This window comes from Desulfofundulus salinus, assembly GCF_003627965.1.
GTDB lineage: Bacteria > Bacillota > Desulfotomaculia > Desulfotomaculales > Desulfovirgulaceae > Desulfofundulus > Desulfofundulus salinus.
The window spans coordinates 1,263,654-1,285,894 of the sequence record NZ_RBWE01000001.1 but is presented as its reverse complement, the minus strand read 5'-3'; the positions used below and the strand labels follow the sequence as shown (position 1 = coordinate 1,285,894).

At 56.5% G+C, this 22,241-nt stretch carries 26 protein-coding genes and 1 riboswitch; of the genes, 1 reads left to right on the top strand and 25 read right to left on the bottom strand.

Annotated elements, in window-relative coordinates; genetic code table 11:
• Window positions 1–448: 448 nt before the first annotated feature.
• From D7024_RS06575 to D7024_RS06545, 7 genes are all read right to left on the bottom strand, one after another.
• Window positions 449–1,327: a lipoate--protein ligase family protein gene (locus tag D7024_RS06575; protein WP_121451071.1), complete on the bottom strand. Its 879-nt coding sequence runs from the start codon at window positions 1,325–1,327 to the stop codon at window positions 449–451.
• Between the two features lie 74 nt (window positions 1,328–1,401).
• Complete coding sequence (gcvPB, locus tag D7024_RS06570) at window positions 1,402–2,865, bottom strand: aminomethyl-transferring glycine dehydrogenase subunit GcvPB (RefSeq protein WP_121451070.1); 1,464 nt, start codon at window positions 2,863–2,865, stop codon at window positions 1,402–1,404.
• A complete protein-coding gene (gcvPA, locus tag D7024_RS06565) occupies window positions 2,862–4,205 on the bottom strand; it encodes an aminomethyl-transferring glycine dehydrogenase subunit GcvPA (RefSeq protein WP_121451069.1) in 1,344 nt (447 codons plus the stop codon). The genes gcvPB and gcvPA overlap by 4 nt, the downstream gene beginning before the upstream one ends.
• Before the next feature lie 7 nt (window positions 4,206–4,212).
• Window positions 4,213–4,593 carry a glycine cleavage system protein GcvH gene (gcvH, locus tag D7024_RS06560; protein ID WP_121451068.1) on the bottom strand — a complete coding sequence of 127 codons (381 nt, stop codon included), beginning with the start codon at window positions 4,591–4,593 and terminating at the stop codon, window positions 4,213–4,215.
• Window positions 4,594–4,684: 91 nt separating this feature from the next.
• Entirely contained in the window at window positions 4,685–5,785 is a 1,101-nt protein-coding gene (gene gcvT, locus D7024_RS06555; RefSeq protein ID WP_121451067.1) for a glycine cleavage system aminomethyltransferase GcvT, read from the bottom strand.
• Between the two features lie 79 nt (window positions 5,786–5,864).
• A riboswitch (glycine riboswitch) is annotated at window positions 5,865–5,971 on the bottom strand.
• Window positions 5,972–6,202: 231 nt separating this feature from the next.
• Window positions 6,203–6,565 carry a YraN family protein gene (locus D7024_RS06550; protein ID WP_121451066.1) on the bottom strand — a complete coding sequence of 121 codons (363 nt, stop codon included), beginning with the start codon at window positions 6,563–6,565 and terminating at the stop codon, window positions 6,203–6,205.
• A 24-nt stretch (window positions 6,566–6,589) separates the two neighbouring features.
• Window positions 6,590–7,027: a C-GCAxxG-C-C family protein gene (locus D7024_RS06545; protein ID WP_121451065.1), complete on the bottom strand. Its 438-nt coding sequence runs from the start codon at window positions 7,025–7,027 to the stop codon at window positions 6,590–6,592.
• A 163-nt stretch (window positions 7,028–7,190) separates the two neighbouring features.
• Here D7024_RS06545 and D7024_RS06540 point away from each other — a divergent pair, with 163 nt between their 5' ends.
• Window positions 7,191–7,907, top strand: a complete 717-nt coding sequence (locus tag D7024_RS06540; RefSeq protein ID WP_243113717.1) for a superoxide dismutase — start codon at window positions 7,191–7,193, stop codon at window positions 7,905–7,907.
• A 55-nt stretch (window positions 7,908–7,962) separates the two neighbouring features.
• Here D7024_RS06540 and D7024_RS06535 read toward each other — a convergent pair whose 3' ends face one another.
• The 18 genes from D7024_RS06535 to D7024_RS06450 all read right to left on the bottom strand — a co-directional run bounded on the left by D7024_RS06535 (window position 7,963) and on the right by D7024_RS06450 (window position 22,204).
• Complete coding sequence (locus tag D7024_RS06535) at window positions 7,963–9,387, bottom strand: NADH-quinone oxidoreductase subunit N (RefSeq protein ID WP_121451064.1); 1,425 nt, start codon at window positions 9,385–9,387, stop codon at window positions 7,963–7,965.
• On the bottom strand, window positions 9,388–10,905 hold the full coding sequence (locus D7024_RS06530; RefSeq protein WP_013823184.1) for a complex I subunit 4 family protein: 1,518 nt from the start codon (window positions 10,903–10,905) through the stop codon (window positions 9,388–9,390). It abuts the gene before it with no gap.
• The gene (gene nuoL, locus D7024_RS06525) at window positions 10,906–12,825 is read right to left on the bottom strand and encodes an NADH-quinone oxidoreductase subunit L (RefSeq protein WP_121451063.1); all 1,920 of its coding nucleotides are present in this window, start codon (window positions 12,823–12,825) and stop codon (window positions 10,906–10,908) included.
• 21 nt (window positions 12,826–12,846) lie between these two features.
• On the bottom strand, window positions 12,847–13,164 hold the full coding sequence (gene nuoK / locus D7024_RS06520; protein WP_013823186.1) for an NADH-quinone oxidoreductase subunit NuoK: 318 nt from the start codon (window positions 13,162–13,164) through the stop codon (window positions 12,847–12,849).
• Window positions 13,148–13,666, bottom strand: a complete 519-nt coding sequence (locus D7024_RS06515) for an NADH-quinone oxidoreductase subunit J family protein (protein WP_121451062.1) — start codon at window positions 13,664–13,666, stop codon at window positions 13,148–13,150. The genes nuoK and D7024_RS06515 overlap by 17 nt, the downstream gene beginning before the upstream one ends.
• 5 nt (window positions 13,667–13,671) lie before the next feature.
• The gene (locus D7024_RS06510; protein WP_121451061.1) at window positions 13,672–14,169 is read right to left on the bottom strand and encodes a NuoI/complex I 23 kDa subunit family protein; all 498 of its coding nucleotides are present in this window, start codon (window positions 14,167–14,169) and stop codon (window positions 13,672–13,674) included.
• Between the two features lie 4 nt (window positions 14,170–14,173).
• Window positions 14,174–15,226 carry an NADH-quinone oxidoreductase subunit NuoH gene (gene nuoH, locus D7024_RS06505; RefSeq protein WP_121451060.1) on the bottom strand — a complete coding sequence of 351 codons (1,053 nt, stop codon included), beginning with the start codon at window positions 15,224–15,226 and terminating at the stop codon, window positions 14,174–14,176.
• 25 nt (window positions 15,227–15,251) lie between these two features.
• A complete protein-coding gene (locus D7024_RS06500) occupies window positions 15,252–16,346 on the bottom strand; it encodes an NADH-quinone oxidoreductase subunit D (protein WP_013823190.1) in 1,095 nt (364 codons plus the stop codon).
• A 28-nt stretch (window positions 16,347–16,374) separates the two neighbouring features.
• Window positions 16,375–16,833, bottom strand: a complete 459-nt coding sequence (locus tag D7024_RS06495; RefSeq protein ID WP_013823191.1) for an NADH-quinone oxidoreductase subunit C — start codon at window positions 16,831–16,833, stop codon at window positions 16,375–16,377.
• Window positions 16,826–17,365 carry an NADH-quinone oxidoreductase subunit B gene (locus tag D7024_RS06490; RefSeq protein ID WP_121451059.1) on the bottom strand — a complete coding sequence of 180 codons (540 nt, stop codon included), beginning with the start codon at window positions 17,363–17,365 and terminating at the stop codon, window positions 16,826–16,828. The genes D7024_RS06495 and D7024_RS06490 overlap by 8 nt, the downstream gene beginning before the upstream one ends.
• On the bottom strand, window positions 17,356–17,712 hold the full coding sequence (locus tag D7024_RS06485) for an NADH-quinone oxidoreductase subunit A (RefSeq protein WP_013823193.1): 357 nt from the start codon (window positions 17,710–17,712) through the stop codon (window positions 17,356–17,358). Before D7024_RS06485 ends, D7024_RS06490 begins: the two co-directional genes overlap by 10 nt.
• 125 nt (window positions 17,713–17,837) lie before the next feature.
• Window positions 17,838–18,443 (bottom strand): ribonuclease HII, encoded by a 606-nt coding sequence (rnhB, locus tag D7024_RS06480; RefSeq protein ID WP_121451057.1) that lies wholly within the window; start codon window positions 18,441–18,443, stop codon window positions 17,838–17,840.
• A gap of 111 nt (window positions 18,444–18,554) precedes the next feature.
• Window positions 18,555–19,403 carry a ribosome biogenesis GTPase YlqF gene (gene ylqF, locus D7024_RS06475; RefSeq protein WP_121451056.1) on the bottom strand — a complete coding sequence of 283 codons (849 nt, stop codon included), beginning with the start codon at window positions 19,401–19,403 and terminating at the stop codon, window positions 18,555–18,557.
• 13 nt (window positions 19,404–19,416) lie between these two features.
• Window positions 19,417–19,983, bottom strand: coding sequence for a signal peptidase I (lepB, locus tag D7024_RS06470; protein ID WP_121451055.1), 567 nt, complete (start codon window positions 19,981–19,983; stop codon window positions 19,417–19,419).
• A gap of 69 nt (window positions 19,984–20,052) precedes the next feature.
• Window positions 20,053–20,394, bottom strand: coding sequence for a 50S ribosomal protein L19 (gene rplS, locus D7024_RS06465; RefSeq protein ID WP_013823197.1), 342 nt, complete (start codon window positions 20,392–20,394; stop codon window positions 20,053–20,055).
• A gap of 112 nt (window positions 20,395–20,506) precedes the next feature.
• On the bottom strand, window positions 20,507–21,256 hold the full coding sequence (trmD, locus tag D7024_RS06460) for a tRNA (guanosine(37)-N1)-methyltransferase TrmD (protein WP_121452490.1): 750 nt from the start codon (window positions 21,254–21,256) through the stop codon (window positions 20,507–20,509).
• Window positions 21,257–21,270: 14 nt separating this feature from the next.
• Complete coding sequence (gene rimM / locus D7024_RS06455; protein ID WP_121451054.1) at window positions 21,271–21,780, bottom strand: ribosome maturation factor RimM; 510 nt, start codon at window positions 21,778–21,780, stop codon at window positions 21,271–21,273.
• Window positions 21,773–22,204: a YlqD family protein gene (locus tag D7024_RS06450; RefSeq protein WP_121451053.1), complete on the bottom strand. Its 432-nt coding sequence runs from the start codon at window positions 22,202–22,204 to the stop codon at window positions 21,773–21,775. Before D7024_RS06450 ends, rimM begins: the two co-directional genes overlap by 8 nt.
• Between the last annotated feature and the right edge of the window lie 37 nt (window positions 22,205–22,241).

Sequence of the window (22,241 nt, the reverse complement as noted above, 5' to 3'; positions counted from 1 at the left end):
GTATTAGCGCCAGTTTCCCGGCGTTATCCCGGTCTAATGGGCAGGTTATCCACGCGTTACTCACCCGTCCGCCGCTAGGTTAAGGCAAAAGCAAGCTCTCACCTTAACCCCGCTCGACTTGCATGTGTTAGGCACGCCGCCAGCGTTCGTCCTGAGCCAGGATCAAACTCTCCATTAAACTTCAAGTCCGTCCATGCTCTTCGGAATTACTGCTCGCCTTCCAACGAGGTTCAGGCCGCTTCCGCACCTCTTAATGGCGCTTCCGCTATACCTTCCCCCCTGCCTTCTTCCTCCCTGTTTAGTTTTCAAGGACCACTACCCGCGCTCAACGCGCATTTTTGATTGTATCACATTACTGCTACTCGAGTCAAGAGCCATTTTTTACTTTCTAATTACCGTCGGCAGGTATATATATTAATGCACTTGCACTGAAAGATCAACGGGTAATTTATGGGGATATATCCTCTAATCTGCCTTGTTCGTGCCAGTTCAAATAACTATATTTCTCGAGCGCCAGTTTTCGGGCCGTGAGACGCTCACCCGCGGTCAGTTCTGACGGAATTAGATCGATGCCCAGAGCCGTAGCAAATCCCCGGGCCACGGCACGGCAAACCTGGTCGTAGCCGGGTGCCTGGGGCAGTACCCGGTCCAGTGCGGTGGCCTTCACCCCAAAAGCCGCCTTCACCCGCTGACGCACCGCTTCCGACGGAAAGGCCAGGACGGCAAAAAGTTTCTCTTCATCTACACTGAGCAGTATAGAACCGTGCTGGAGAATGGTTCCCCGCTGCCGGACCTGGGCGCTCCCCACCAGTTTCTTGCCCGCTACCGCTACTTCATATCCCGAGGGGGTGTCGAAACAGGCGGCCGATAGTTTGGATCGCAATTCCCGCTGCGTTTTATCAGGATTGAACAAGTCCACCTCTACCCCCAGCAACCGCAAACCGGCCACCAGTCCCTGGCTCAACAGGCGGTATGTTTCCAGCACACTACCGGGCAGGAATTCCTGGGCAATGGTAACGCTATAGGTTACTTCCCGGTCGTGGAGAACGGCCCGGCCTCCGGTGGGGCGGCGTACCAGGCCAATGCCCATGCGCCGGCAGGCTTCCCGGTCTACTTCCCGGTCGGCGTTTTGAAAGTACCCCAGGGACAGGGTGGGCGGGTCCCACCGGTAAAAGCGCAAGGTGGGCGGCACCTCACCCCGGCTGTGATGAATTAAAATGGCTTCATCCACGGCCATATTGGTGGCCCCGTCGGAGGCTCCCGTCTCCAGCAAACGCCATTGACGGGGCCACGCAGCCGCAGCGGCTTTTGTTTCCCCGCTAGACATTTATCTGGCCCTCCTTTCCAGGCAGCCCGGGCTGGTAAACCGCCCGGGCCTCTTACCGACACACCGTTATACCATCAGCTCCCGGCACGCCAGCGCAGGTCGGGCTTGCGGGCGGCAGTCGCTTCGTCCAGCCGTCCCAGGTAGGTGGTATAGGGGGCTCCCTTTACCTTCTCGGGATCCTCCTCCACCTCCCGGGCAATCTCGATCATGGAGGCAATGAAACGGTCCAGGGTTTCCTTGCTTTCCGTTTCCGTGGGCTCGATCATCATTGCTTCTTCCACGATCAACGGGAAGTAAATGGTTGGCGGGTGAAACCCATGGTCTAAGAGCCGTTTGGCCATATCCAGGGTCCTGACGCCGTAACGCTCCTTTTGCCACTTGCCCGAAAGGACAAATTCGTGCTTGCAAAGGCGGTCGTAGGGCAGGTAGAAATACTTTTTCAAGTGGGCCATGAGATAGTTGGCGTTGAGCACCGCGTCCTGGCTTACCTGCTTCAAACCGTCGGGCCCCATGGAGCGGATGTAGGCGTAAGCCTTGACCACCACGCCGAAATTGCCGTAAAAGGAGCGCATCTTGCCAATGGAATGGGGCAGGTCGTAGTTAAAATAATAACGCTTTCCGTCGTAGTCCACAAGGGGTACAGGCAGGAAAGGAACCAGTTCCTTTTTCACCCCTACCGGTCCGGACCCGGGCCCACCGCCGCCGTGGGGCGTAGCAAAGGTTTTATGCAGGTTAAAGTGCACCACATCAAAGCCCATGTCTCCGGGACGGCTGTATCCGAGAATGGCGTTGGCGTTGGCCCCATCGTAGTACAAAAGTCCGCCGGCCTGGTGGACCAGATCGGCAACGATATGAATGTTCTCGTCAAACAGGCCCAGGGTGTTGGGATTGGTAAGCATGAGTCCGGCTACCTGGTCATCCAGGAGTTTTTCCAGGGCCGCCACATCCACCCCGCCCCGGCGATCCGAAGGCACGCTGACCACCTGGTAACCGGCCATGGCCGCCGTAGCCGGGTTGGTGCCGTGGGCCGAGTCTGGAACAAGAATCCTTGTGCGGTTTTCCCCCCGCTGGCGGTGGTAAGCCCGGATCAACAAGATCCCCGCCAGCTCACCATGGGCCCCCGCCGCAGGCTGCATGGTCACCCGCTCCATGCCGCCGATTTCCGCCAGGTAGGTTTCCATCTCATAAATTAACTGCAGGGCACCCTGAACCAGTTCTTCCGGCAGGTAGGGGTGGATGCCGGCAAATCCGGGCAGGGCGGCCAACGCCTCATCTACCTTGGGGTTGTACTTCATGGTACAGGATCCGAGGGGGTAGAAATCGGTGTCCACCCCGTGGTTTAAACGGGAAAGGGCGGTGAAATGCCGTACCAGTTCCGGCTCGCTCACTTCCGGCAGGCCGGGAGCTTTTTCCCGTCGCATATTTTCCGGCCAATCCAGATCCACTTCCGGCACATCGCTTGCGGGCAGGGAAAAGGCCTGCCGGCCGGGAGCGCCCAGTTCAAAGATGAGCTTTTCATTCCACGGGTTTTTGATCATCCTGCCACCTCCTCCAGGGCTTCCGCCAGCCGGTCAATTTCTTCCTTAGTGCGTTTTTCGGTAACGGCCACCAGCAGGTGGTTGGAGAGTTCCGGGTAAAAGCATCCAAGATCCGGGCCGGCCACCAGCCCGCGTCGCAACAGCACTTCCTGAACCCCGGTTACGGGATACTCACTTTTAAGCACGAATTCCTTAAAGGAAGGGGCAGTAAAGGCTACCGTGATACCCTTCACACCGGCCAGGCGTTTTTTGGCGTAGGCAGCCTTTTGGGCACAAAGCCCGGCCACCCGGCGCAAGCCCGCCGGACCCATGGCCGACAGGTAAATGGTGGCCGCCAGGGCACAAAGGGCCTGGTTGGAACAGATGTTGGAAGTGGCCTTTTCCCGGCGAATATGCTGCTCCCGGGCCTGCAAAGTCAGCACAAATCCCCTGCGGCCGTGGACATCGGTGGTGGCCCCTACCACCCGGCCGGGGATGCGGCGCAGGAATTTTTCCCGGGCGGCGAAGTACCCAAAACCGGGACCGCCAAAGCTCAGGGGCAGGCCCAGGGATTGACCCTCGCCCACCACGATGTCGGCTCCATATTCCCCGGGTGGTTTAAGCAGGCCCAGGGATATCGGATCGGCACTGACAATAAACAGGGCCCCCGCCCCGCGTGCGGCCTGTTCCAGGGAATGGACATCTTCCAGGCAGCCAAAGAAGTTAGGTTGCTGCACCAATACCGCCGCCGTCTGCCGGTCTATATATTGGTCCAGATTATCCGTTACAGTTATTCCACCGGCAAAGGGCAACTCTACCAGCTCCACTCCCCGGGGCTCCAGGTAGGTGTTTAAAACCTGCCGGTATTCCGGGTGAACCGTTCGGGCCACTACAACCCGGTGCCGGCCGGTTGCCCCCGTCGCCACCGCCGCCGCCTCGGCCAGCGCGGTGGCCCCGTCATACATGGAGGCATTGGCCACATCCATGCCAGTTAGTTCACAGATCATGGTCTGAAACTCGTAAATAGCGGCCAGGGTACCCTGGCTGATCTCGGCCTGGTAGGGGGTGTAGGCGGTGTAAAACTCGGAACGGGCCAGCAGGGCGGGGACCACTGCGGGTATATAATGGTCGTAGTAACCCCCGCCCAAAAAACAGGTATAGCGGCCCGTATCCCCGTTTTTCCCGGCCAGTTTTTCCATGTGACGAACCAGCTCTGGCTCGGAAAGGGCATCGGGCAGGTCCAGCTCCCTTTTTAAGCGCACCTGTTCCGGTATATCGGCAAAGAGCTCTTCCACTGAGCCAACCCCGATATCCGCCAGCATTTTTTGCCGGTCGGCAGGTGTATTCGGGATGTATCTCATTTGTAGATCAACTCTCTTTCACCATTTCCTCATAGGCTTTGGCGTCCATCAGGTCGTCCAGCTCCCCAGGGTCGGACATTTCAACCACGATCAACCAGCCATCGCCATAGGGGTCCTTGTTGATCAAATCGGGGTGATCAATGACTTCCTGATTGACCTCCACCACTTTACCGCTTACCGGAGCATAGAGGTCGGAAACCGATTTCACCGACTCCACCGTACCGAAGGACTCCCCGGCAGCCACTTCATCCCCAACCTGGGGCAGGTCTACGTAGACCACATCCCCCAGGGACTCCTGGGCATAAAAGGTAATGCCGACGGTTCCACGGTTCCCCTCCACGCGGATCCATTCGTGATCCTTGGAATATTTCAGGTCGGCAGGATACATGAGCAAAACCCCCTTAGATTGATTTAGAAGGTAATCTTGGAATGATTCCGTTTTTTAGGTTTGCGTTGACGTACCTTAACTTTTTGTCTGACTACTTTCGCCGGTAAAAAGGTGTTGGTACCACTTTTGCCCGGCTACTCCGGCCCCGGATGATCACCTCCAGCTCCGAATTTATGGCGGCATACTCCACCGGCACGTACCCCATCCCCAGAGCTTTACCCAGGGTGGGACTCTGGGTGCCGGAGGTTACTTCGCCAATAACCTGTCCGTCCCGGGCGATGGCATACCCCTGGCGGGGTATCCCCCGGTCTACCATTTCAAAACCCACCAGGCAGCGTTTGACTCCCTCCTTCTTTTGCCGTAGAAGCGCCTCCTTTCCGATAAAGTAATCCTTTTCCCAGCTGACAAAACGCTCCAGACCGGCCTCCAGGGGAGTGATATTTTCATTTAGCTCATGGCCGTATAAGGGCATGGCCGCTTCAAACCGCAGGGTGTCCCGGGCACCCAGGCCGCAGGGTACCAGACCCTCTTTTTGCCCCGCGGACATTATTTCATCCCACAACCGGGACGCTTCTTCGGCCGGGCAATAGAGTTCGAAACCATCTTCACCCGTATACCCGGTACGGGAGACCATACATTTTACACCGCCCACCTCCACATCGGGGCTGGCCCAGTAATACCGGAGGGGAGCAAGGTTTGCAGGAGTCAGCCCGGCCAAAATTTGCGCCGCCCGGGGGCCCTGCAGGGCGAGCTGGGCCGTCTGGGTGGAGATATCCTCAACGGACACCCCGGGAAATTCAACGGCCAGTTCACCAAACCAGGCGTAGTCCTTATCCTTGTTCGCAGCGTTGACCACCAGCAAAAACTCTTCCGGTCCCAGGCGGTACACCAGGATATCGTCAACTACGCCTCCCCGGGGAAGGCACACGGGAGTGTAGAGGGCCTGGAATGGGGAAAGCCTGGAAACATCGTTTGTAACGGCCTTTTGCACCAGGGCCAGGGCACCGGGACCGCTGATCCGGATTTCCCCCATATGGGAAACGTCAAAGAGGCCGGCTCTTTCCCGTACGGCCTGGTGCTCCTCAATGATGCTGCTATATTGAACCGGCAGGGCCCAGCCACCAAAATTAACCATCTTGCCCCCGCTCTCAATGTGCTTGTTATACAGGGGGGTCTTTTGCAAATTTTCCATGGCAGGTACCTCCTAACCCAACCTGACATTAGTATGGCCAACTCCCCCAAAAAAACAAGGACAGGGGAGATCGATCATAACCATCTCCTCTGTCCTGGAACCTGAGAGTTTCATTTCCCGCTTACGGGAAACTTGCCCCGTCGGTGTTCCTTCCTGAGGGGAAGGAATCTCTCCAGAGGTCCGTCCTGCTGCTTTACCGGGCGAAGGATTAAAAAAAGGTTAATCGCCCTTCAAGCAGCCATCATCCGGCATTTAAATTTTCCATTAAATGCTATCCCAACTACCTGGACGATTATCTTGCCCCGTTGCTCAAGCAAACTTCAGTACGTTCACGTTCCGTGGCTACTCCGGGTTTTCAGAGTGTATACTGGCATTTTTTTGTTTCCACACCGGGCGCGATTTTCCTCCTGCCGGCAATCAAAAAGCATTTTTTATATGCTCCAGGGATTCCACCCGGCCGTTAAGCCCGTATTTAATGGCCAGGACATCGAAACGCACCGGCCCACGGTGTCCCCCGCTCGCCGCCAGGTAGTAGCGGGCCACCCGGCGCAACCTGGCCTGTTTTTGCCGGCCCACACTTTCCTGGGGCAGGCCGAAATTATCCGTTGCCCTGCTGCGCACCTCCACAAAGACCAGTGTACGGCCGTCCAGGGCAATGATGTCCATTTCCCCATGGGGGCAGCGAAAATTACGCTCCAGCAGGCAGTAGCCCTGCCCGGCCAGGTAACGGGCCGCCTCCTCTTCTCCCTTGCGCCCCTGGGCTTTTCTCCGCAGGGTCACCGGACTTCCCCCTTTGAGCCGGCACTAAATTAAATTTTTCTCCTGCAGGTACTCCATGAGCAGCCTGGCCGTATTTCCGGTAATCTTCAGGCAGTAGCGCAGGTGTTCCGGTGTATCAAAGGGATGGGGGTTTAAGGCCCGGCAACAGGTAGCCCCAAACTTTTCTTCAAAGCAGTCGTGGAAATCTTTGACCAGCCCGTAGGCCCGGTAGCGGTCCTGCCGGTGATCGGTACGCCCGCAAAGCAGGCCGAGAACCATGGTGGAAGCGGTCAGCGCCCCGCAGAGGCACCCCGCGTGTCCCAACCCGCCTCCAAAACCGGTGGCCAGGCGGACGAGATCCCGCTCCACCTCCGGGACCACCAGTTCCCGGAAAGTTAAAAAAATGGACTCGGCACAGTTATAGCCCTCACGGAAGTAGTTCCCCGCCCTGTTCCTTGCTTCAAGGGCCAGATCCTCAGCCATTTTCACCACTCCGTTCTGATCAATTACATTGCTGGTTTATTTCTCTAAACATTCTCTTATTCCTTTCTAAGCTGGTTAAAAAGCTATTAACAATACTTGCAAGGAAACATCTGGAAAGAGAAATTCATATAATAACAAGAAATTTACGGGAGGGGATTTCCACATGGATGGCCAGGTTACCGGGCGCTACGCCAGTAAAAGGCACCTCCAGGAAGAGCATATGGCGGGCGACAGGCAGATAGTTCACGTGGGTGACATGGATTACCCGCCCAGCGGGGGGGCGTTCACCCCGGTCAGAGCCAAGCCGCTGCCGCCGGAGTTGCTGCGCTTAAGGGGCATTTCCGCCCGGACCATTCAGGAGCACTACAAACTTTATGATGGTTATGTCAACAAAACCAACGAAATTCGTAACCGCCTGCGTACGGTAGACCGTGCGTCGGCCAACTCCACCTACAGCCCCCTGCGGGAACTGAAGGTGGAAGAGAGCTACGCCACAAACGGCGTAAAGCTGCACGAGCTATATTTCGGCAACCTGGGAGGACCGGGAGGCCGGCCCACAGGCGCCCTTTATGAGGCTATTGTTTTCAGTTACGGCTCTTATGAGTTTTGGGAAAACGATTTCAAAGCTTCGGGGCTGGCCTCACGGGGATGGGTGATCCTGTCCTACGACCAGGACGACGGCTTTTTGCACAACTACTCGGCCGACGCCCATAATGTGGGGATTTTTGTCCGCACGCAGCCCATCCTCGTCCTGGATGTATATGAACATGCGTACTACATTGATTACGGCACCGACCGCCGGAGCTATATCGAAGCCTTCTTCCAGAACATAAACTGGGCCGCGGCCGGCGCCCGGTTTCAAGCCCTGCAGGGACGATAAGAAAGCGGGGCGTTGAAACCCCGCTTCCGGTTTGTTGTGTACCTGCGGTCTATTCCTAAGGGAGGAAGAAGGAATGAGCCGCCGTGTTGACCACTTCCGACAGCGGTCCGGGATAAATGCCCAGCACCAGGGTGGCCACCATGGTGATGATCAGGGTCAGGGCCACCGGGCCGCTCAAAGAAATGGGCGTATGATCAACCGGTTCGTCCCGGTACATGACCAGGGCCACCCGCAGGTAGTAGTAGACCGACACCATGCTCATGATCAGGCCGATGAAGGCCAGCCACAGGTAATTGTCCACAATGGTCTTGAAGAGATAGAATTTGCCCACAAAGCCCGCCAGGGGCGGAATGCCGGCCATGGAGAGCATGGAGATGACCATTACCGCGGCCATCAAGGGGGAGCGCTGGCTCAAACCCGCATAGTCCTTGATTTCATCACTGCCGGTTACATTGTAGAAATAGGCGGCCACGGTAAAGGCGCCGATGGTGGCAAAGACATACAGGAAAGCGTAGAACATTACGCCTTTAATCCCGGCTTCACTGGCGGTGACCAGACCGACCAGGATGTAGCCCGCCTGGGCGATACTGGAGTAGGCCAGCAGGCGCTTGATGTTGGTCTGGGGAATGGCCACCAGGTTGCCCACAATGATGGTGACAGCCGAAAGAATGGCCACCAGCATGGTCCAGTGGGCCCAGAGCCCCGGCAGGGCCGCTACAAACACCCGCAACAGGATGGCAAAAGAGGCTGCCTTGGAGCCTACGGCCAGGAAGGAGGTCACCGGTGTGGGTGCCCCTTCGTACACATCCGGCGTCCACATATGGAAGGGCACGGCGGAAATCTTGAAACCCAGGCCCGCCACCAGCATGGCCACGCCCAGGATCAGGGCGGGCACGGGCTCTGTGGTTACCGCCTGACCCACTTCGGAGATGACCACCGACCCGGTCACACCGTAAACCAGGCTCAGGCCGTACAACAGCACCGCCGAGGACATTCCCGCCAGGAGGATGTATTTAATCCCGGCCTCCACCGACCTGGTTTCGGTACGGCGGAAGCACACCAGCACGATAAAGGCAATGGTCATGAGCTCCAACCCCAGGTAGAGGGTCATGAAGTCTCCGGCCGAAGCCAGCACCATCATCCCCAGGGTGGCAAACAGCATCATGCTGTAATACTCGCTTTGATCGCCCATCTCGTCAACGTAGCGCATACAGCCCAGGGTGACCAGAAAGGCCGCCGTGAGGAAGGTTATCTTGAAGAAGATGGCATACCGGTCAACGATAAAGATGCCTTCATAAAGGGAACCCTGATTGTTCCACCCGGCGATGGTCAACCCCAGCACTCCCAGCAACCCCAGGGCCGTAACCCAGCCCAGGCCGTGACGGGAGCCTTTGGGAACGAGCAACCCCAGGATCAGTACACCAAGGCCCAGGATGGCCATGGCAATCTCAGGCGCCAACAACGAGAGATCCACATTCATCTAAAAACTCCCCCCTAACTGAAGCGCACCGCTAATCTCGGCCATCAGGGGCACGATGCCGCTATTGACCATGTCGAAGAGCAGGAAGGGGAGAAGACCGCCCACCACCAGAACGGTACCCAGTACGGCCAGGGGCACCAGCTCGGGACCCCGGATGTCCTTCAGAGAGTCATACTCAGGACGGGGCGGCCCAAAAAGGGTGTTGGCACCGGCCCGCAGGGCATAAAGGGCGGTGATGATAATCCCGGCAATGGCCACCACGGCCAGGCCCCCGTAAACCTTGAAGGAGGCCACAAAGATGGTAAACTCGGGTATAAAGCTCACCAGGCCGGGCAGACCCAGGGAAGCCATGGCCGCCAGCATGAAGGCCACGGCCAGGCGGGGTGTCTGCCGGGCCAATCCGCCCAGATCGGGAATCCAGCGGGTGTGGGTCTTTTCGTAAATGAAGCCGATGGTGGAGAAGAACAGTGCCGCCATGATCCCGTGGGCAAACATGTTGGCCACGGCGCCGTTTAAGCCGACGACGTTCAGGGAAGCCACGGCCAGGAGCACATAACCCATGTGGCTCACGCTGGAGTAACCGACAATATACTTGAGGTCTTTCTGGGCCAGGGCCGCCATAGCCGCATAAGCCACGCCACATACACCGAGCACGGCAATCACCGGTGCCCAGAATTTAGCGCCCACCGGCAGGACATAAAGGGCGATGCGAATTAAACCGTAACCACCGATCTTTTTCAGCACCCCGGCGTGAATCATACTCACCGCCGTGGGAGCGCCGGCGTAACCGTCGGGCGACCAGGAGTGGAAGGGCCACATGGAGAGAAGCGAACCAAAGCCAAAAAGCATCAGGGCAAAGAGCCATTTCTGGTCGAAATCGCTCAACCCCTGGGCGGCCCGGGCCAGGCCCGTGAAGCTCATATCGGGCACGCCGGAAATGGCCGCAGTCTTCATAAACAGGGCGATCACGCCTACCAGCAGGAAGGCTGAACCAATCAAAAGGTAGATGGTCAGCTTCATACCGGCGTATTCCTTGGTTACCCGCTTGGTGCTACCCCAGATGATCACCAGGATGTAGATGGGAATGACCACCACTTCGTAGAAGAGCAGGAAGATAAACAGGTCCTGGGCCACAAAGGTGCCCATCACACCGGTGATCAAGAGACACAGCAGGATGAAGAAATCCCGCGGACGGTGGTCGACATTCCAGGAAGCAAAAACCGCCGAAAAACCAATCAGGTTGGTCAGCAACAGCATGGGCAGGCTGATGCCGTCCACGCCCAGGAAGAAAGTGACGCCCAGATCCTTAATCCAGGGCACCTGCTGCACAAACTGCAGACCGCCCAGGGACTGGTCGTAGGCAAAGTACACGTACAGGGACAGGGCCATGGAAATGAAGGTTCCCGTAGCCGCGATACATTTAATGAGCATGTGCTCCTCCCGGGGAATAAAAGCCATGATCACCGCTGCCACCACGGGAGCAAGCAGGATGGTTAGTAAAACGGGGAAGCCTTCCATTTACTTCACACCCCCCACAATCAGGCTGGCAGCCGAAGGACCGGTAAAGGCCAGGAGAACGACCACGGCCAGCACACCCAGGAAAAACACCAGGGCGTAGTTCTGGAGCCGGCCGGTGTTGGTCACCCGCAGGCCTTCGCCAAACAGGCAGGTCAGGGCGCCCAGGCCGTTGACGATAACGCCGTCCACCACATAGATGTCGAACAGGTAGAACAGTTTGGCCGCACCATCAATGATGGTATGGTTGAACCAGAGGTAGATTTCATCAATATAGTACTTGTTGTACAGGATGGTGTAGATGTGCTTGTAACGTTCGGCCAGTTCCTTTGCCCTGGCTTTGGTCTTATCCGCACAGTAGAGCTGGTAGGCCAGGTAAATGCCGGCTGCGGCCAGCACGATGGAGCCGATCATGACCCAGTAGTTGGGCTCTACGTGGTGAGGATGACCAAAGAAGATCCACTCGCCCCAGTAGGGCGCCCAGGGAGTCCCCACCAGGCCGCCAACGGTAGATAAAATAGCCAGGCCGATCAAGGGCAGGGTCATTACCGGAGGAGATTCGTGCGGGTGGTTCTCCGGATTCTCGTCGCCAAAGAAGGTCAGGAAGATCAGCCGCCACATGTAAAAGGCGGTCAGGAAAGCGGTAAAGGCAGCCATGACAAAGAGGACATAATGCCCGCTCTCCAGGGTCACGGCCAGGATTTCGTCCTTGCTCCAGAACCCGGCAAAGGGGGGAATACCGGCTATGGCCAGGCCACCAATGACAAAAGTCCAGCCGGTAACGGGCATTTTCTTGATCAGGCCGCCCATCTCCCACACGTCCGCCTTGTGGTGCAGGGCATGCAGCACGCTGCCGGCGCCCAGGAACATGAGGGCTTTAAAGAAGGCATGGGTCCACATGTGGAACAGGCTGGCCGTCATGCTGCCCACCCCCAGGGCCAGCATCATATAACCAATCTGGCTGACCGTGGAGTAGGCCAGAATGCGCTTGATTTCCCGCTGGGTGACGGCAATGGTGGCGGCAAACAGGGCCGTGAAACCACCGGTGATGGCCACCAGTTCCATGGCATTGGGCACTTCGTGGAAGAGGAACATGGTCCGGGCCACCAGGTAGACACCGGCCACCACCATGGTAGCGGCGTGGATCAGGGCGCTGACCGGGGTGGGGCCTTCCATGGCATCCGGCAACCACACGTGCAGGGGAAACTGACCCGACTTACCGATGGGCCCGATAAACACCAGCACGGCAATGAGGCTTAACACGCCGAAAGTGGTATATTGCTCGAAGTGGGCAATTTTTTCGGAAAGCTCCACCAGGTTCAAAGTGCCAAAGACAATTTGCAGCGACAAAAGCCCGAGCAATAAACCGAAGTCGGCAACACGGCAGGTGATAAAGGCTTTCTTTGCCGCCTCCCGGGCGGAAATCTTGTGGCTGTAAAACCCGATCAACAGGTAGGAACACAGACCGACCAACTCCCATGCCACAAACATTTCCAGCAGGTTGCTGGAAATGGCCAGCAGGAGCATGGAGGCAGCAAACAGGGAAACATAGGAGAAGAACACCGAAAAGCCGGGATCGCCTTTCATGTAACCGATGGCGTAAATAAAGATCAGGGACGCCACCATGGAGACCATGAAAATCATCATGGCCGATACGGGATCAAGCTGCACCCCTACGTCTATCTGCAGGCCGGGCATGGAAAACCACCGCACGGCGTAGACCAGGGGTTCTTCCTTAAATGCCGGATTGGTAAACACGCCGTATGCTGCCAGGGCCGAAACGATAAAGGAACCCACTATTCCGGCCACGGCCACCAGGGCGCTGAGCATGGGCCAGGGCCTGGTCAAAAAGACGATGGCTAAAAAGGCCAGAGCAGGCAGCAGGGGCACCAGCCAGGCGTGGTGCATCGCAAATTCAACCATCTCGTTGGACACCCACCTTTCCTACCACTTAAGCCAGTCAAAGTCATCCAGGTTAACCGATACCCTGTTGCGGTAGATGGCAATGATGATGGCCAACCCAACCCCCACTTCGGCAGCGGCCACCGTGATTACGAAAATGGCAAAGAGCTGGCCCATGAAAAGGGTGGGGGTTATATACTTGCTGATGGCCACCAGGTTAATGTTCACGGCATTGAGCATCAACTCAATACAGATGAGCACTGCAATGGCATTCCTTTTGGCCAGCACGCCAAAGAGACCGATACCAAAAAGCAGCGCCGATAGCACCATGTAGTGGGTGAGGCTAATCGTTGTGAACATCGGCTTTTACCTCCTTGGCCAGGAAAATGGCTCCCACCAGGGCCACCAGCAGGAGAATGGCAGCTACTTCAAAGGGAATGACGTACTTGCTCAGCATAATTTCGGCTATGCTTTCCACGGTTTTTTCCGGCACGGCCGCAGCCGGGCTCGCCCAAGGGGTGGTTGCGGCAAGATAACCGCAAACGACCAGCACCAGGGCCACCACCCCTGCCGCAGCTTTGGTCTGGTTGTTAAACAGGTTGGTGCTCCCCATGTCGCCGCGCTGGATGAGCATGATACCAAAGACCACCATGATACACACCGCACCGGCATACACCAGTACCTGCACCGCGGCCAGAAAATCGGCGTCCAGGGTCAGGAACAGACCGGCCATGGCCACAAAACACACCGCCAGCCAGAGCACCGAGTGCACGATGTTCCTGAGCATGACCACCAGGAGAGCCGATCCCAGGATGGTGGCGGCCAGCAGGTAGAAAGCGGCAGTCATCCAAATGCCTTCCATATAAATTAACCCTCCTCGCCAGGAGCCTTGCCGGCGGCCACTTCTGCCCTGGCGGTCTTGGCCCGGGCCCCCGCCGGATGTTCGGCAGCTGCTTCCGCCGGCTCCTCCTCGGGTAAAGCTTCGGGAGCAGGACGATCCACCAGCACCAGGCGCACCTTGTCCCGGAAGAACTGGTTCATGTTGATTACATGGCTGAACTTAAGAGCGTCTTTATTGCATGACTCCACACACAACCCGCAGAACAGGCAATATTCAATACGCATGACATATTTGGTCAGGTACTGCTTTTTGCCCACCTTCTCCCTGGTAATCTGAATTACCTTATTGGGACAGGCGTTGGCACACAGGCCGCAGGCAATGCACTTATCCACATCCAGTTCAAAGCGACCGTGATAACGTTCAGGCAGGGGAACCTTTTCTTCTGGATATTGCACGGTAACCTTCCTGGTAAACAGTTCCTTCCAGGTGATGGCCAGGCCCTTTAATAGACCTTGTCCGAACATTCAATCACCACCCTATCGCCCGGTAGATGTACATGCCCACACCGGTAACAAATATGTTGGCCAGGGAAAGCGGCACCAGCACTTTCCATCCAAAGCCCATTAACTGGTCAACCCGGATACGGGGGTAAGTCCAGCGGATCCACATGAAGATGAAGATCATGGCGTAGACCTTGATAAAGAACCAGAACCAGGAAGGCAGGAAGGTCCACCCGAAGGGAGCCAGCCAGCCGCCCAGGAACATGATGGTGCACATGCAGGAAATGACCATCATGCTGCCGTATTCCGCCAGCATGTACATGGCATAGCCCATGCCGCTGTACTCGGTGTAGGGGCCGGCAATAATCTCCGACTCGCCTTCCACCAGGTCAAAGGGGGTACGGTTGACCTCGGATACCCCGGCAATGAAGTAAATCAGGAAGGCCAGGGGCTGCGCAAAAATAAACCACGTGCCGCGCTGGGCATTGACAATCTCGGTGATGCTCAGGGTACCGGTGAGCATGATTACTCCCAGCAGGGAAAGCACCAGGGGCAACTCGTAACTGACCATCTGAGCCACCACCCGCATGCCGCCCACCAGGGAGTATTTGTTGTTGGAGGACCAGCCGCCCATCCAGAAGATGATGGTGGAAAGGGAAGCAACGGCCAGCACGTAAAAAACGCCGATGTTCAGGTCAATGGGGGCCATGCCCTCTCCCCAGGGGATGACCGCGAAGGCCATCATCGGGGGAACAAACACAAGGACGGGAGCGGCCAGATAAACGACCTTATCCACCCGCCGCGGGATAATAATTTCCTTGGCCAGAAGTTTCACCACGTCTGCTACAGTCTGGAGCAGGCCCTTGGGACCAACCCGGTTGGGTCCGATCCGGCACTGGATATAAGCGGCGACCTTCCGCTCCATGTACACCAGCCAGACGACGTTGAGGGAAACAAATATAATAACTGCCAGTAGCTTAACGACCATGACGATAAATTCACTGGCCAAGGGAGGCACACCGGCACCGGCCAGATAGGTTCGCAGGCCCGCGGCAATACCGGTAAAAATATTTTCACCCATGCCTCTTCTCCCCTAACTCCATTTTTTAGCAATCAACTTCACCCAGAACTATATCCAGACTGCCCAGGATGGCGATGACATCGGCAATCTTCCAGCCCACCAGCAGTTCATCCAGATAGCCCAGATTAATGAAGGAGGGCCGGCGGAAGTGCACCCGGTAGGGCTTGGGACTGCCATCGCTGACCACATAGCAGCCCAGGATGCCCTTGGAGCTTTCAATTTCCGCATAGGCCTCCCCGGCCGGGGGTTTGATCACTTTGGGTATTTTGGCCATAATGGGACCCTCGGGCAGGCCCTCCACCGCCTGCTGGATAATGCGGGCCGACTGGCGGATTTCTTTGATCCGGCAGACAAAACGGTCAAAGCAGTCCCCGTTTTTCCCCACCGGCACTTCAAAGTCAAAGCGGTCGTATACGCCGTAGGGGCGCACCTTGCGCAGGTCATAGGGAATACCGCTGCCCCTTAAAACAGGACCGCTCAGGCTGTAATTGATACCCATCTCGGGAGTGATGATCCCGACGTATTTTGTACGGGCCTGGAAGATCTCGTTGCCCGTGATCAGGCCGTCGTATTCATCGCACAGGGAGGGCAGATCTTTTAAGAATTTTTGCAGGGGCGGGAAAAACTCGGGGGGTAAATCATCGGCTACACCGCCAATGCGGAAGTAGCTGAAAGTCATGCGGGAACCGGAAACCATTTCCAGAAGATCCAGCACCCGCTCCCGGTCCCGGAAGCAATAAAGAAATCCGGTAAACCCGCCGATGTCCACGCTGTAGGTGCCTACGGCCACCAAATGGCTGGCAATCCGGGAAAGCTCACCCACAATGACCCGGATATATTCAGCCCTCTCGGGCACTTCGACACCCATCAGCTTTTCCACCGCCGCCACATAACCCCAGTTCATGAGCATCGAAGCCAGGTAGTCCATGCGGTCGGTGTAGGGAATTACCTGGGTGTAGGTCCGGGCTTCCGCCAGCTTTTCAATACCCCGGTGCAGGTAGCCGGGAACGGAAGTGGCCTTCACCACCACCTCGCCGTCCAGCTCCAGGATGATCCGGAAAACACCGTGGGTACTGGGATGCTGGGGACCCATGTTGAGCACGTAAGTTTGTGTTTTCATTTACACACCTCCCGAAAATCGTGGAAGGCTACTCCCTGCCACCTTCCCATTGGAAATCCTTGCGCAAGGGGTGGCCCTTGAAGCTATCGTCCAGGAGGATGCGGGTGGGATGGCCGGGATAACCCGTGAAGTTGATCCCCATCAAATCGTATACCTCCCGTTCCTGCCATTTGGCCCCACCCCAGAGCGGGCACAGGGAAGGTGCGGCAGGATTCTCCTTGTCCTCCAGCTTCACCTTGACCATCAGGGTGTAATTGTGTTTCAGGGAAACCAGGTTGTAAACAACCTCAAAATGATCCGGGTAATCAGCTGCCGTGAGGTTGGTTAGAAAATCAAAAGCGTAGTCGGGGTTTTCCTTTAATTCGGTTATCACAGGGATGAGATCGGCAGTGGAAACAAGGAGCACCCCTTCCCCGGCGATCTCGATGGCGGGGAATTTTTCCTTCAGCGCTTCCAGCAACTGGACAGGCGGTTCATAACTAGCCACGGGGCAGTGTCACCACCTTTGGATTCTTGATTTTGTCCCGCAGCATCATAAAACCTTCGATGACGGCCTCGGGCCGGGGCGGGCAGCCGGGTACGTATACATCCACCGGCAAAAGCTTATCCACCCCGGGAACAACATAATAGGAATCTACAAAGGGCCCTCCGGAAATGGCACAGCTCCCCACGGCAATGACCCACTTGGGCTCACTCATCTGCTCATAGAGCCGCACCACAAAGGGAGCCGCCTTTTTGGTCACCGTACCCGCCACAACCATCACATCGGCCTGCCGCGGGGTTCCGCGCATCACCTCGTATCCGAAACGGGAGAGATCGAAGCGTGAAGCGTTGGTAGCCATCAGGGCCTCAATGGCACAGCAGGCCAGGCCGAAGCCCAGCGGCCACAGGGAATGGGCCCGGGCAATATTCAGGAGCTTTTCCAAAGGTGCGATATGAACCAATCGCTTGACCTCACCGACAACTGCCGGGTCCTTCGTCAGTTTTTCCACCGGGTGGTTATCCTTGGTCACTTCCATTCTAACGCTCCTTCCTTCCAGGCATACCAGAGGCCCACAATTAAAATGAAGAGGAAGATAATCATTTCAATAAAAGCAAACAACCCCAGGCTCTGGAACTTGACGGCCCATGGATACAGGTAAATTGTTTCCACGTCGAAAATGACAAAAAGCAAAGCGTAGAGGAAATAGCTAGTCTTGAACTGCACCCAGGTGGGGCCGATGGTGTCCACGCCGCACTCATAGGGCTCATACTTCTGCCCCTGGTAACGACGCGGGTGAATCAAATAACTGGTTACTATAGCTCCGCCACCAACAAGCAACCCACCGATGAGAAATAACAGTACCCCCGTCCATTCCGAAAGCACCCTTATCTCCCCCCTTTCACAAGTAAATTCACTCCACATCAAACCGGGCTGTTTCAGGGCCCGGTAAAAAATGACTTGTGAATTCTGTAACTCCCCGGCGCAGGGATTTTATCCGCCTGCAAAAACTACCGCACTCCACGGAAGCTGGCCCGGTGCAGAGGGCACGGCCCCCAGCGGGCCAGAGCCTGCCGGTGGGCGGAAGTGGGATAGCCCTTGTGGCGGTCAAAGCCGTATTGCGGGTAGAGATGGTGGCAAACCTGCATGAGCTGGTCCCTGGTAACCTTGGCCAGAATAGATGCCGCGGCAATAGAAGCACTGGAGGCGTCTCCCCCCACCAGGGCTCGCTGGGGCAAAGATAAATTCAGAGGAAAGCGGCCATCTACGAGCAAGAACTGCGGCACCACCGACAAACCCTGTACTGCCCGGCGCATGGCCAAAAGGGAGGCAAAATGAATGTTTAAAAGCTCTATCTCGTTAACGGTAGAGATACCGATGGCCCAATCCAGAGCCACCTGTTTAATCCGGTGAGCCAGGTCCTCCCTCCGCTCGGGGGAAACCTTCTTGGAGTCGTTTAGCCCGGGGAGGAACACCCGGCCAGGTAAAATCACGGCCGCCGCCACCACCGGGCCGGCCAGGGGACCCCGCCCGGCTTCATCCACCCCGGCCACCAGGGAATAACCCTGGTACAAAAGCTCTTCTTCGTAACGGTACCAGCTCTCCAAACTATCCAACTAAGTCAGGCCTTTCTTTCGCTTAAGCTACATAATATATTTAAGTAAATTTTTCGCGGTTTAGACACAAATCCCTCCCCAGGGGAAAGATTTTTTACTCCCTTTTTTTCATTATCCAGGCGGGACATCCAGTGTAAACCGCCCCAGGCGTCCTTCCCGAAATTCCTTTAACAAGTGAACGGCGGCCCGGTAGCTGTCCACGACACCTCCCGGTCCCACCAAACCCCTTTTGGCACCAATTAACTCCAGCACCCGGTGACCTTGAGCCGGAAGCTCTTCCAAACGGTAACGCTCCTTTAAAGAAGCGGGAAATGATTGCAACAGCCACTCCGCCAGCCAGGCGGCCACCTCTTCTACATCAAAAACCTCTTCTTTAATCGCACCGGTGGCGGCCAATTTCAAGGCCACCTGGGGATCATCAAATTTAGGCCAGAGCACCCCGGGGGTGTCCAGCAGCTCCACTCCCCGGGCCAACCGGACCCACTGCTGTCCCCTGGTCACACCCGGACGGTTACCCGTGCGGGTAACGCGGCTCCCCACCAGGGCGTTAATAAAAAAAGATTTGCCCACATTGGGTATACCTACCACCATACAGCGGGGATTAGGGGGGCGCCTGCCGCGGGCAGCCAGGGAAGCTATCTTATCTTCCACCAGGCGCCTTACCAGCATGGGGACTTCCGCCACGCCTTTCCGGCGGGTAGAGTCTACCACCAGAGCCGGCAGACCACAGCCACGAAACCAGTCCAGCCAGAGGCGGGTAAGATGCGGGTCGGCCAGATCCTCCTTATTCAGCACCACCAGGTGGGGTTTCCCGCCCACGATTTTACCGATGAGCGGGTTGCGGCTGCTGGCCGGAATCCGGGCATCCAATAGTTCAATGACCACATCCACCAGTTTCAGGTTTTCCTGAACCAGCCGCCTTGCCCTGGCCATATGGCCGGGGTACCACTGAATGGACATATTTGATCACCTTTTAATGCAGTAACCCGATGCGTTCAAGGGGCCAGTAGACCAGGATGGCCTTTCCAACGATGTTCTGCCGGGGAAGGGGACCCCAGACCCGGCTGTCATCGCTGTTATTGCGGTTGTCCCCCAGCATTAAATAATAGCCGGGAGGAACCTGCACGGGACCGAAATCGGCAAAATGGATGTCCTGGGGTAAATAATCTTCGGTCACCAGGCGCCCGTTAATATAAAGGTGGTTGTTGCGCAGGGCCACTGTTTCTCCGGGCAGACCAATGAGCCGTTTTACGAAATCCCGGCTGGGATCTAAAGGGTACTTGAAGACCACAATATCACCGCGCCGGGGTTCGCCAAAACGGTAGGCAAGCTTGCTGACAATGATGCGGTCTCCTATTTGCAGGGTCGGCTCCATGGAACCCGACGGGATATAAAAGGGAGCTAAAATAAAAAGCCTGATTACGGCAGCCAGAAGAACAGCTACAACTACCGACTCGAGAATTTCCCCGAAAGTAGATTTTTTGCCTTCCGGTTGCCGGGCTGTTTCGGCCAGGTTCGTTTCGCGTTCCACATCCTCCATTGATCGCTTCCCTCCCATCAGGCGTAAAAGCCAAAAAGGGACTGTCGCGGCAGTCCCCCTGGGTTAAAACTATCTTCTGTCCCGAATGCGGGCGGCCTTGCCCCGCAGCTGACGCAGGTAATAAAGCCTGGCCCGGCGCACATGGCCCCGCCGTACCACCTCGATGCGTTCAATCCTCGGAGAATGCAGGGGAAAAGTCCTTTCTACTCCCACTCCGTAGGAAACCCGGCGTACGGTAAAGGTTTCGCTCAGGCCGCCGCCACGGCGACGGATAACTACCCCTTCAAATACCTGAATCCGTTCCCGGTTTCCTTCCACTACCTTCACATGCACCCTTACGGTGTCCCCGGGACGAAAATCGGGAATATCCGTTTTCATTTGCTCCTGTTCCAGGGATTGAATCAGGTTCATCTAACGCCCCCCTTTCCTGCTAGACGACAGTCATATGATCAAGTCCAACACTGGACCGTCCGTAAATCAACAGAATAAATTATAGCACAGCGATTACCAGCAAAGCAAGGCATTACTGGATCAGGCTTTTTATTTCTTCCAGAACCGAGGCCAGGATTTTCCTGTCCTCCCCGGTCAGGGAGGCCCTGGCCAGCAGGTCAGGACGGCTGGCCAGGGTGCGCAGCAAAGACTGGCGCCGTCGCCAGAGGCGGATTTTTTCGTGATGACCGCTTAAAAGCACTTCCGGTACTCTGTAGCCCCGGTATTCCCTGGGCCTGGTGTAGTGGGGATATTCCAGCAGGCCGTCGCTGAAGGACTCTTCCTGTGCCGAGGCCCTTTCCCCGAGCACCCCGGGAATTAAGCGGCATACGGCATCTACCACCACCATGGCCGGCAACTCCCCGCCGGTGAGCACATAATCGCCAATGGAGATCTCGTCCGTGACCAGGTGTTCCGCCACCCGCTCGTCAATACCCTCGTAATGACCACAGATGAGGACCAGGTGTTTCTCCCGGGCCAGTTCCGCCGCCACCTCCTGGTTGAAGGGGCGGCCGGCCGGACACAGCAAAATGACCCTACCAGGATCTCCCCGCCGGGCACGGATCCAGTCCATAGCCTCAAACAGGGGTTCCGCGGCCATCACCATACCCGCCCCACCCCCGTAAGGGGTGTCATCCACGGTACGGTGCTTATTCCGGGAAAAATCCCTGATATTGATCAGGTTGATCTCTACAAGTCCCTTCTCCCTGGCCCTTTTAATAATGCTGGCGTCAAAGGGACCGGCAAACATTTCCGGGAAAAGGGTTAATATATCTACCACCATTTCCAGTTCACCCACTAGTCCCGCAGGCCTGGAGGCAGGTCCACCACCATGCGTTTCTGGTCCAGATCAATATTCCGGACCACGCTTTTTAATGCAGGTATCAGCAGGGGACGTTTGCCCTCCTCCTGTACCACATATACATCATTGGCACCGGTGGTTAATACATCGGTAACTTTTCCCAACCACTCACCACCCAGGGTATATACGTCCAGGTCGATAATCTCAAAGATGTAGTACGTGTCTTCAGGAAGGGCAACCAGCTGTTCAGTGGTTACCTGCAGTAAGGCTCCTTTCAGGGCCAGGGCCGCATTCATGTCCGGCACCTCCCTGAATTTAAGGACAATAAACCCTTTGTGGCGCCTTGTTTTTTCAATGTGATAGGTTTTTCTTTCCCCGTTGTGGTAAATTATCACCTCGTCCATTTGCTCAAAGCGCTCGGGAAAATCGGTGAGGGGAAAGACCCGCACTTCCCCCCGGTGACCCTGGGTGGTGACTATCTTGCCGATGTTAATGTATTCAACCATCGAGGGCATTCCCTCCGGTTGGCCGGATCTCCATGACCACACCATCCTCCAGGATGACTTCCATACCGGTAACCTCCTGCCAGTTGTCCCCGACTTTCAATTCCACCAAACTTTGAAGCTGCCCGTGGACTACCTCTTCCCCGGGAGTCAGCCGGGCTACTTCCTTTAGTTTATCCAGGAGCTTTTGCCGGGCCTCCAGCCGGCGGGCGCGCTCCTGTTCAATTTGCTGCCGGGCGGCAGGTACACCCTGGGGATTTTGCTTTTCCAGCTCGGCCACCACGCGCCGGGCCTGAAATTCCAGGTGCTGCATCTGCAAATCGATCTGGCGGATGGCTTGCTGGATATCGGCGCTTAATTTTTGTTTGTATCCTTCGGTAACTTTAACCTTAACCAAAACGGGACAAATTATAGTCAATTTATGCATAAGTTTATCGCCTCACCGACGGGCAAAAAAACGCATG

Bases quoted from the DNA above. Each gene is read 5' to 3' on its own strand.
- D7024_RS06575 (WP_121451071.1), bottom strand. From the start codon at position 1,327: ATGTCTAGCGGGGAAACAAAAGCCGCTGCGGCTGCGTGGCCCCGTCAA.
- gcvPB (WP_121451070.1), bottom strand. From the start codon at position 2,865: ATGATCAAAAACCCGTGGAATGAAAAGCTCATCTTTGAACTGGGCGCT.
- gcvPA (WP_121451069.1), bottom strand. From the start codon at position 4,205: ATGAGATACATCCCGAATACACCTGCCGACCGGCAAAAAATGCTGGCG.
- gcvH (WP_121451068.1), bottom strand. From the start codon at position 4,593: ATGTATCCTGCCGACCTGAAATATTCCAAGGATCACGAATGGATCCGC.
- gcvT (WP_121451067.1), bottom strand. From the start codon at position 5,785: ATGGAAAATTTGCAAAAGACCCCCCTGTATAACAAGCACATTGAGAGC.
- D7024_RS06545 (WP_121451065.1), bottom strand. From the start codon at position 7,027: ATGGCTGAGGATCTGGCCCTTGAAGCAAGGAACAGGGCGGGGAACTAC.
- D7024_RS06540 (WP_243113717.1), top strand. From the start codon at position 7,191: ATGGATGGCCAGGTTACCGGGCGCTACGCCAGTAAAAGGCACCTCCAG.
- D7024_RS06535 (WP_121451064.1), bottom strand. From the start codon at position 9,387: ATGAATGTGGATCTCTCGTTGTTGGCGCCTGAGATTGCCATGGCCATC.
- D7024_RS06530 (WP_013823184.1), bottom strand. From the start codon at position 10,905: ATGGAAGGCTTCCCCGTTTTACTAACCATCCTGCTTGCTCCCGTGGTG.
- nuoL (WP_121451063.1), bottom strand. From the start codon at position 12,825: ATGGTTGAATTTGCGATGCACCACGCCTGGCTGGTGCCCCTGCTGCCT.
- nuoK (WP_013823186.1), bottom strand. From the start codon at position 13,164: ATGTTCACAACGATTAGCCTCACCCACTACATGGTGCTATCGGCGCTG.
- D7024_RS06515 (WP_121451062.1), bottom strand. From the start codon at position 13,666: ATGGAAGGCATTTGGATGACTGCCGCTTTCTACCTGCTGGCCGCCACC.
- D7024_RS06510 (WP_121451061.1), bottom strand. From the start codon at position 14,169: ATGTTCGGACAAGGTCTATTAAAGGGCCTGGCCATCACCTGGAAGGAA.
- nuoH (WP_121451060.1), bottom strand. From the start codon at position 15,226: ATGGGTGAAAATATTTTTACCGGTATTGCCGCGGGCCTGCGAACCTAT.
- D7024_RS06500 (WP_013823190.1), bottom strand. From the start codon at position 16,346: ATGAAAACACAAACTTACGTGCTCAACATGGGTCCCCAGCATCCCAGT.
- D7024_RS06490 (WP_121451059.1), bottom strand. From the start codon at position 17,365: ATGGAAGTGACCAAGGATAACCACCCGGTGGAAAAACTGACGAAGGAC.
- ylqF (WP_121451056.1), bottom strand. From the start codon at position 19,403: ATGTCCATTCAGTGGTACCCCGGCCATATGGCCAGGGCAAGGCGGCTG.
- lepB (WP_121451055.1), bottom strand. From the start codon at position 19,983: ATGGAGGATGTGGAACGCGAAACGAACCTGGCCGAAACAGCCCGGCAA.
- rplS (WP_013823197.1), bottom strand. From the start codon at position 20,394: ATGAACCTGATTCAATCCCTGGAACAGGAGCAAATGAAAACGGATATT.
- trmD (WP_121452490.1), bottom strand. From the start codon at position 21,256: ATGGTGGTAGATATATTAACCCTTTTCCCGGAAATGTTTGCCGGTCCC.
- rimM (WP_121451054.1), bottom strand. From the start codon at position 21,780: ATGGTTGAATACATTAACATCGGCAAGATAGTCACCACCCAGGGTCAC.
- D7024_RS06450 (WP_121451053.1), bottom strand. From the start codon at position 22,204: ATGCATAAATTGACTATAATTTGTCCCGTTTTGGTTAAGGTTAAAGTT.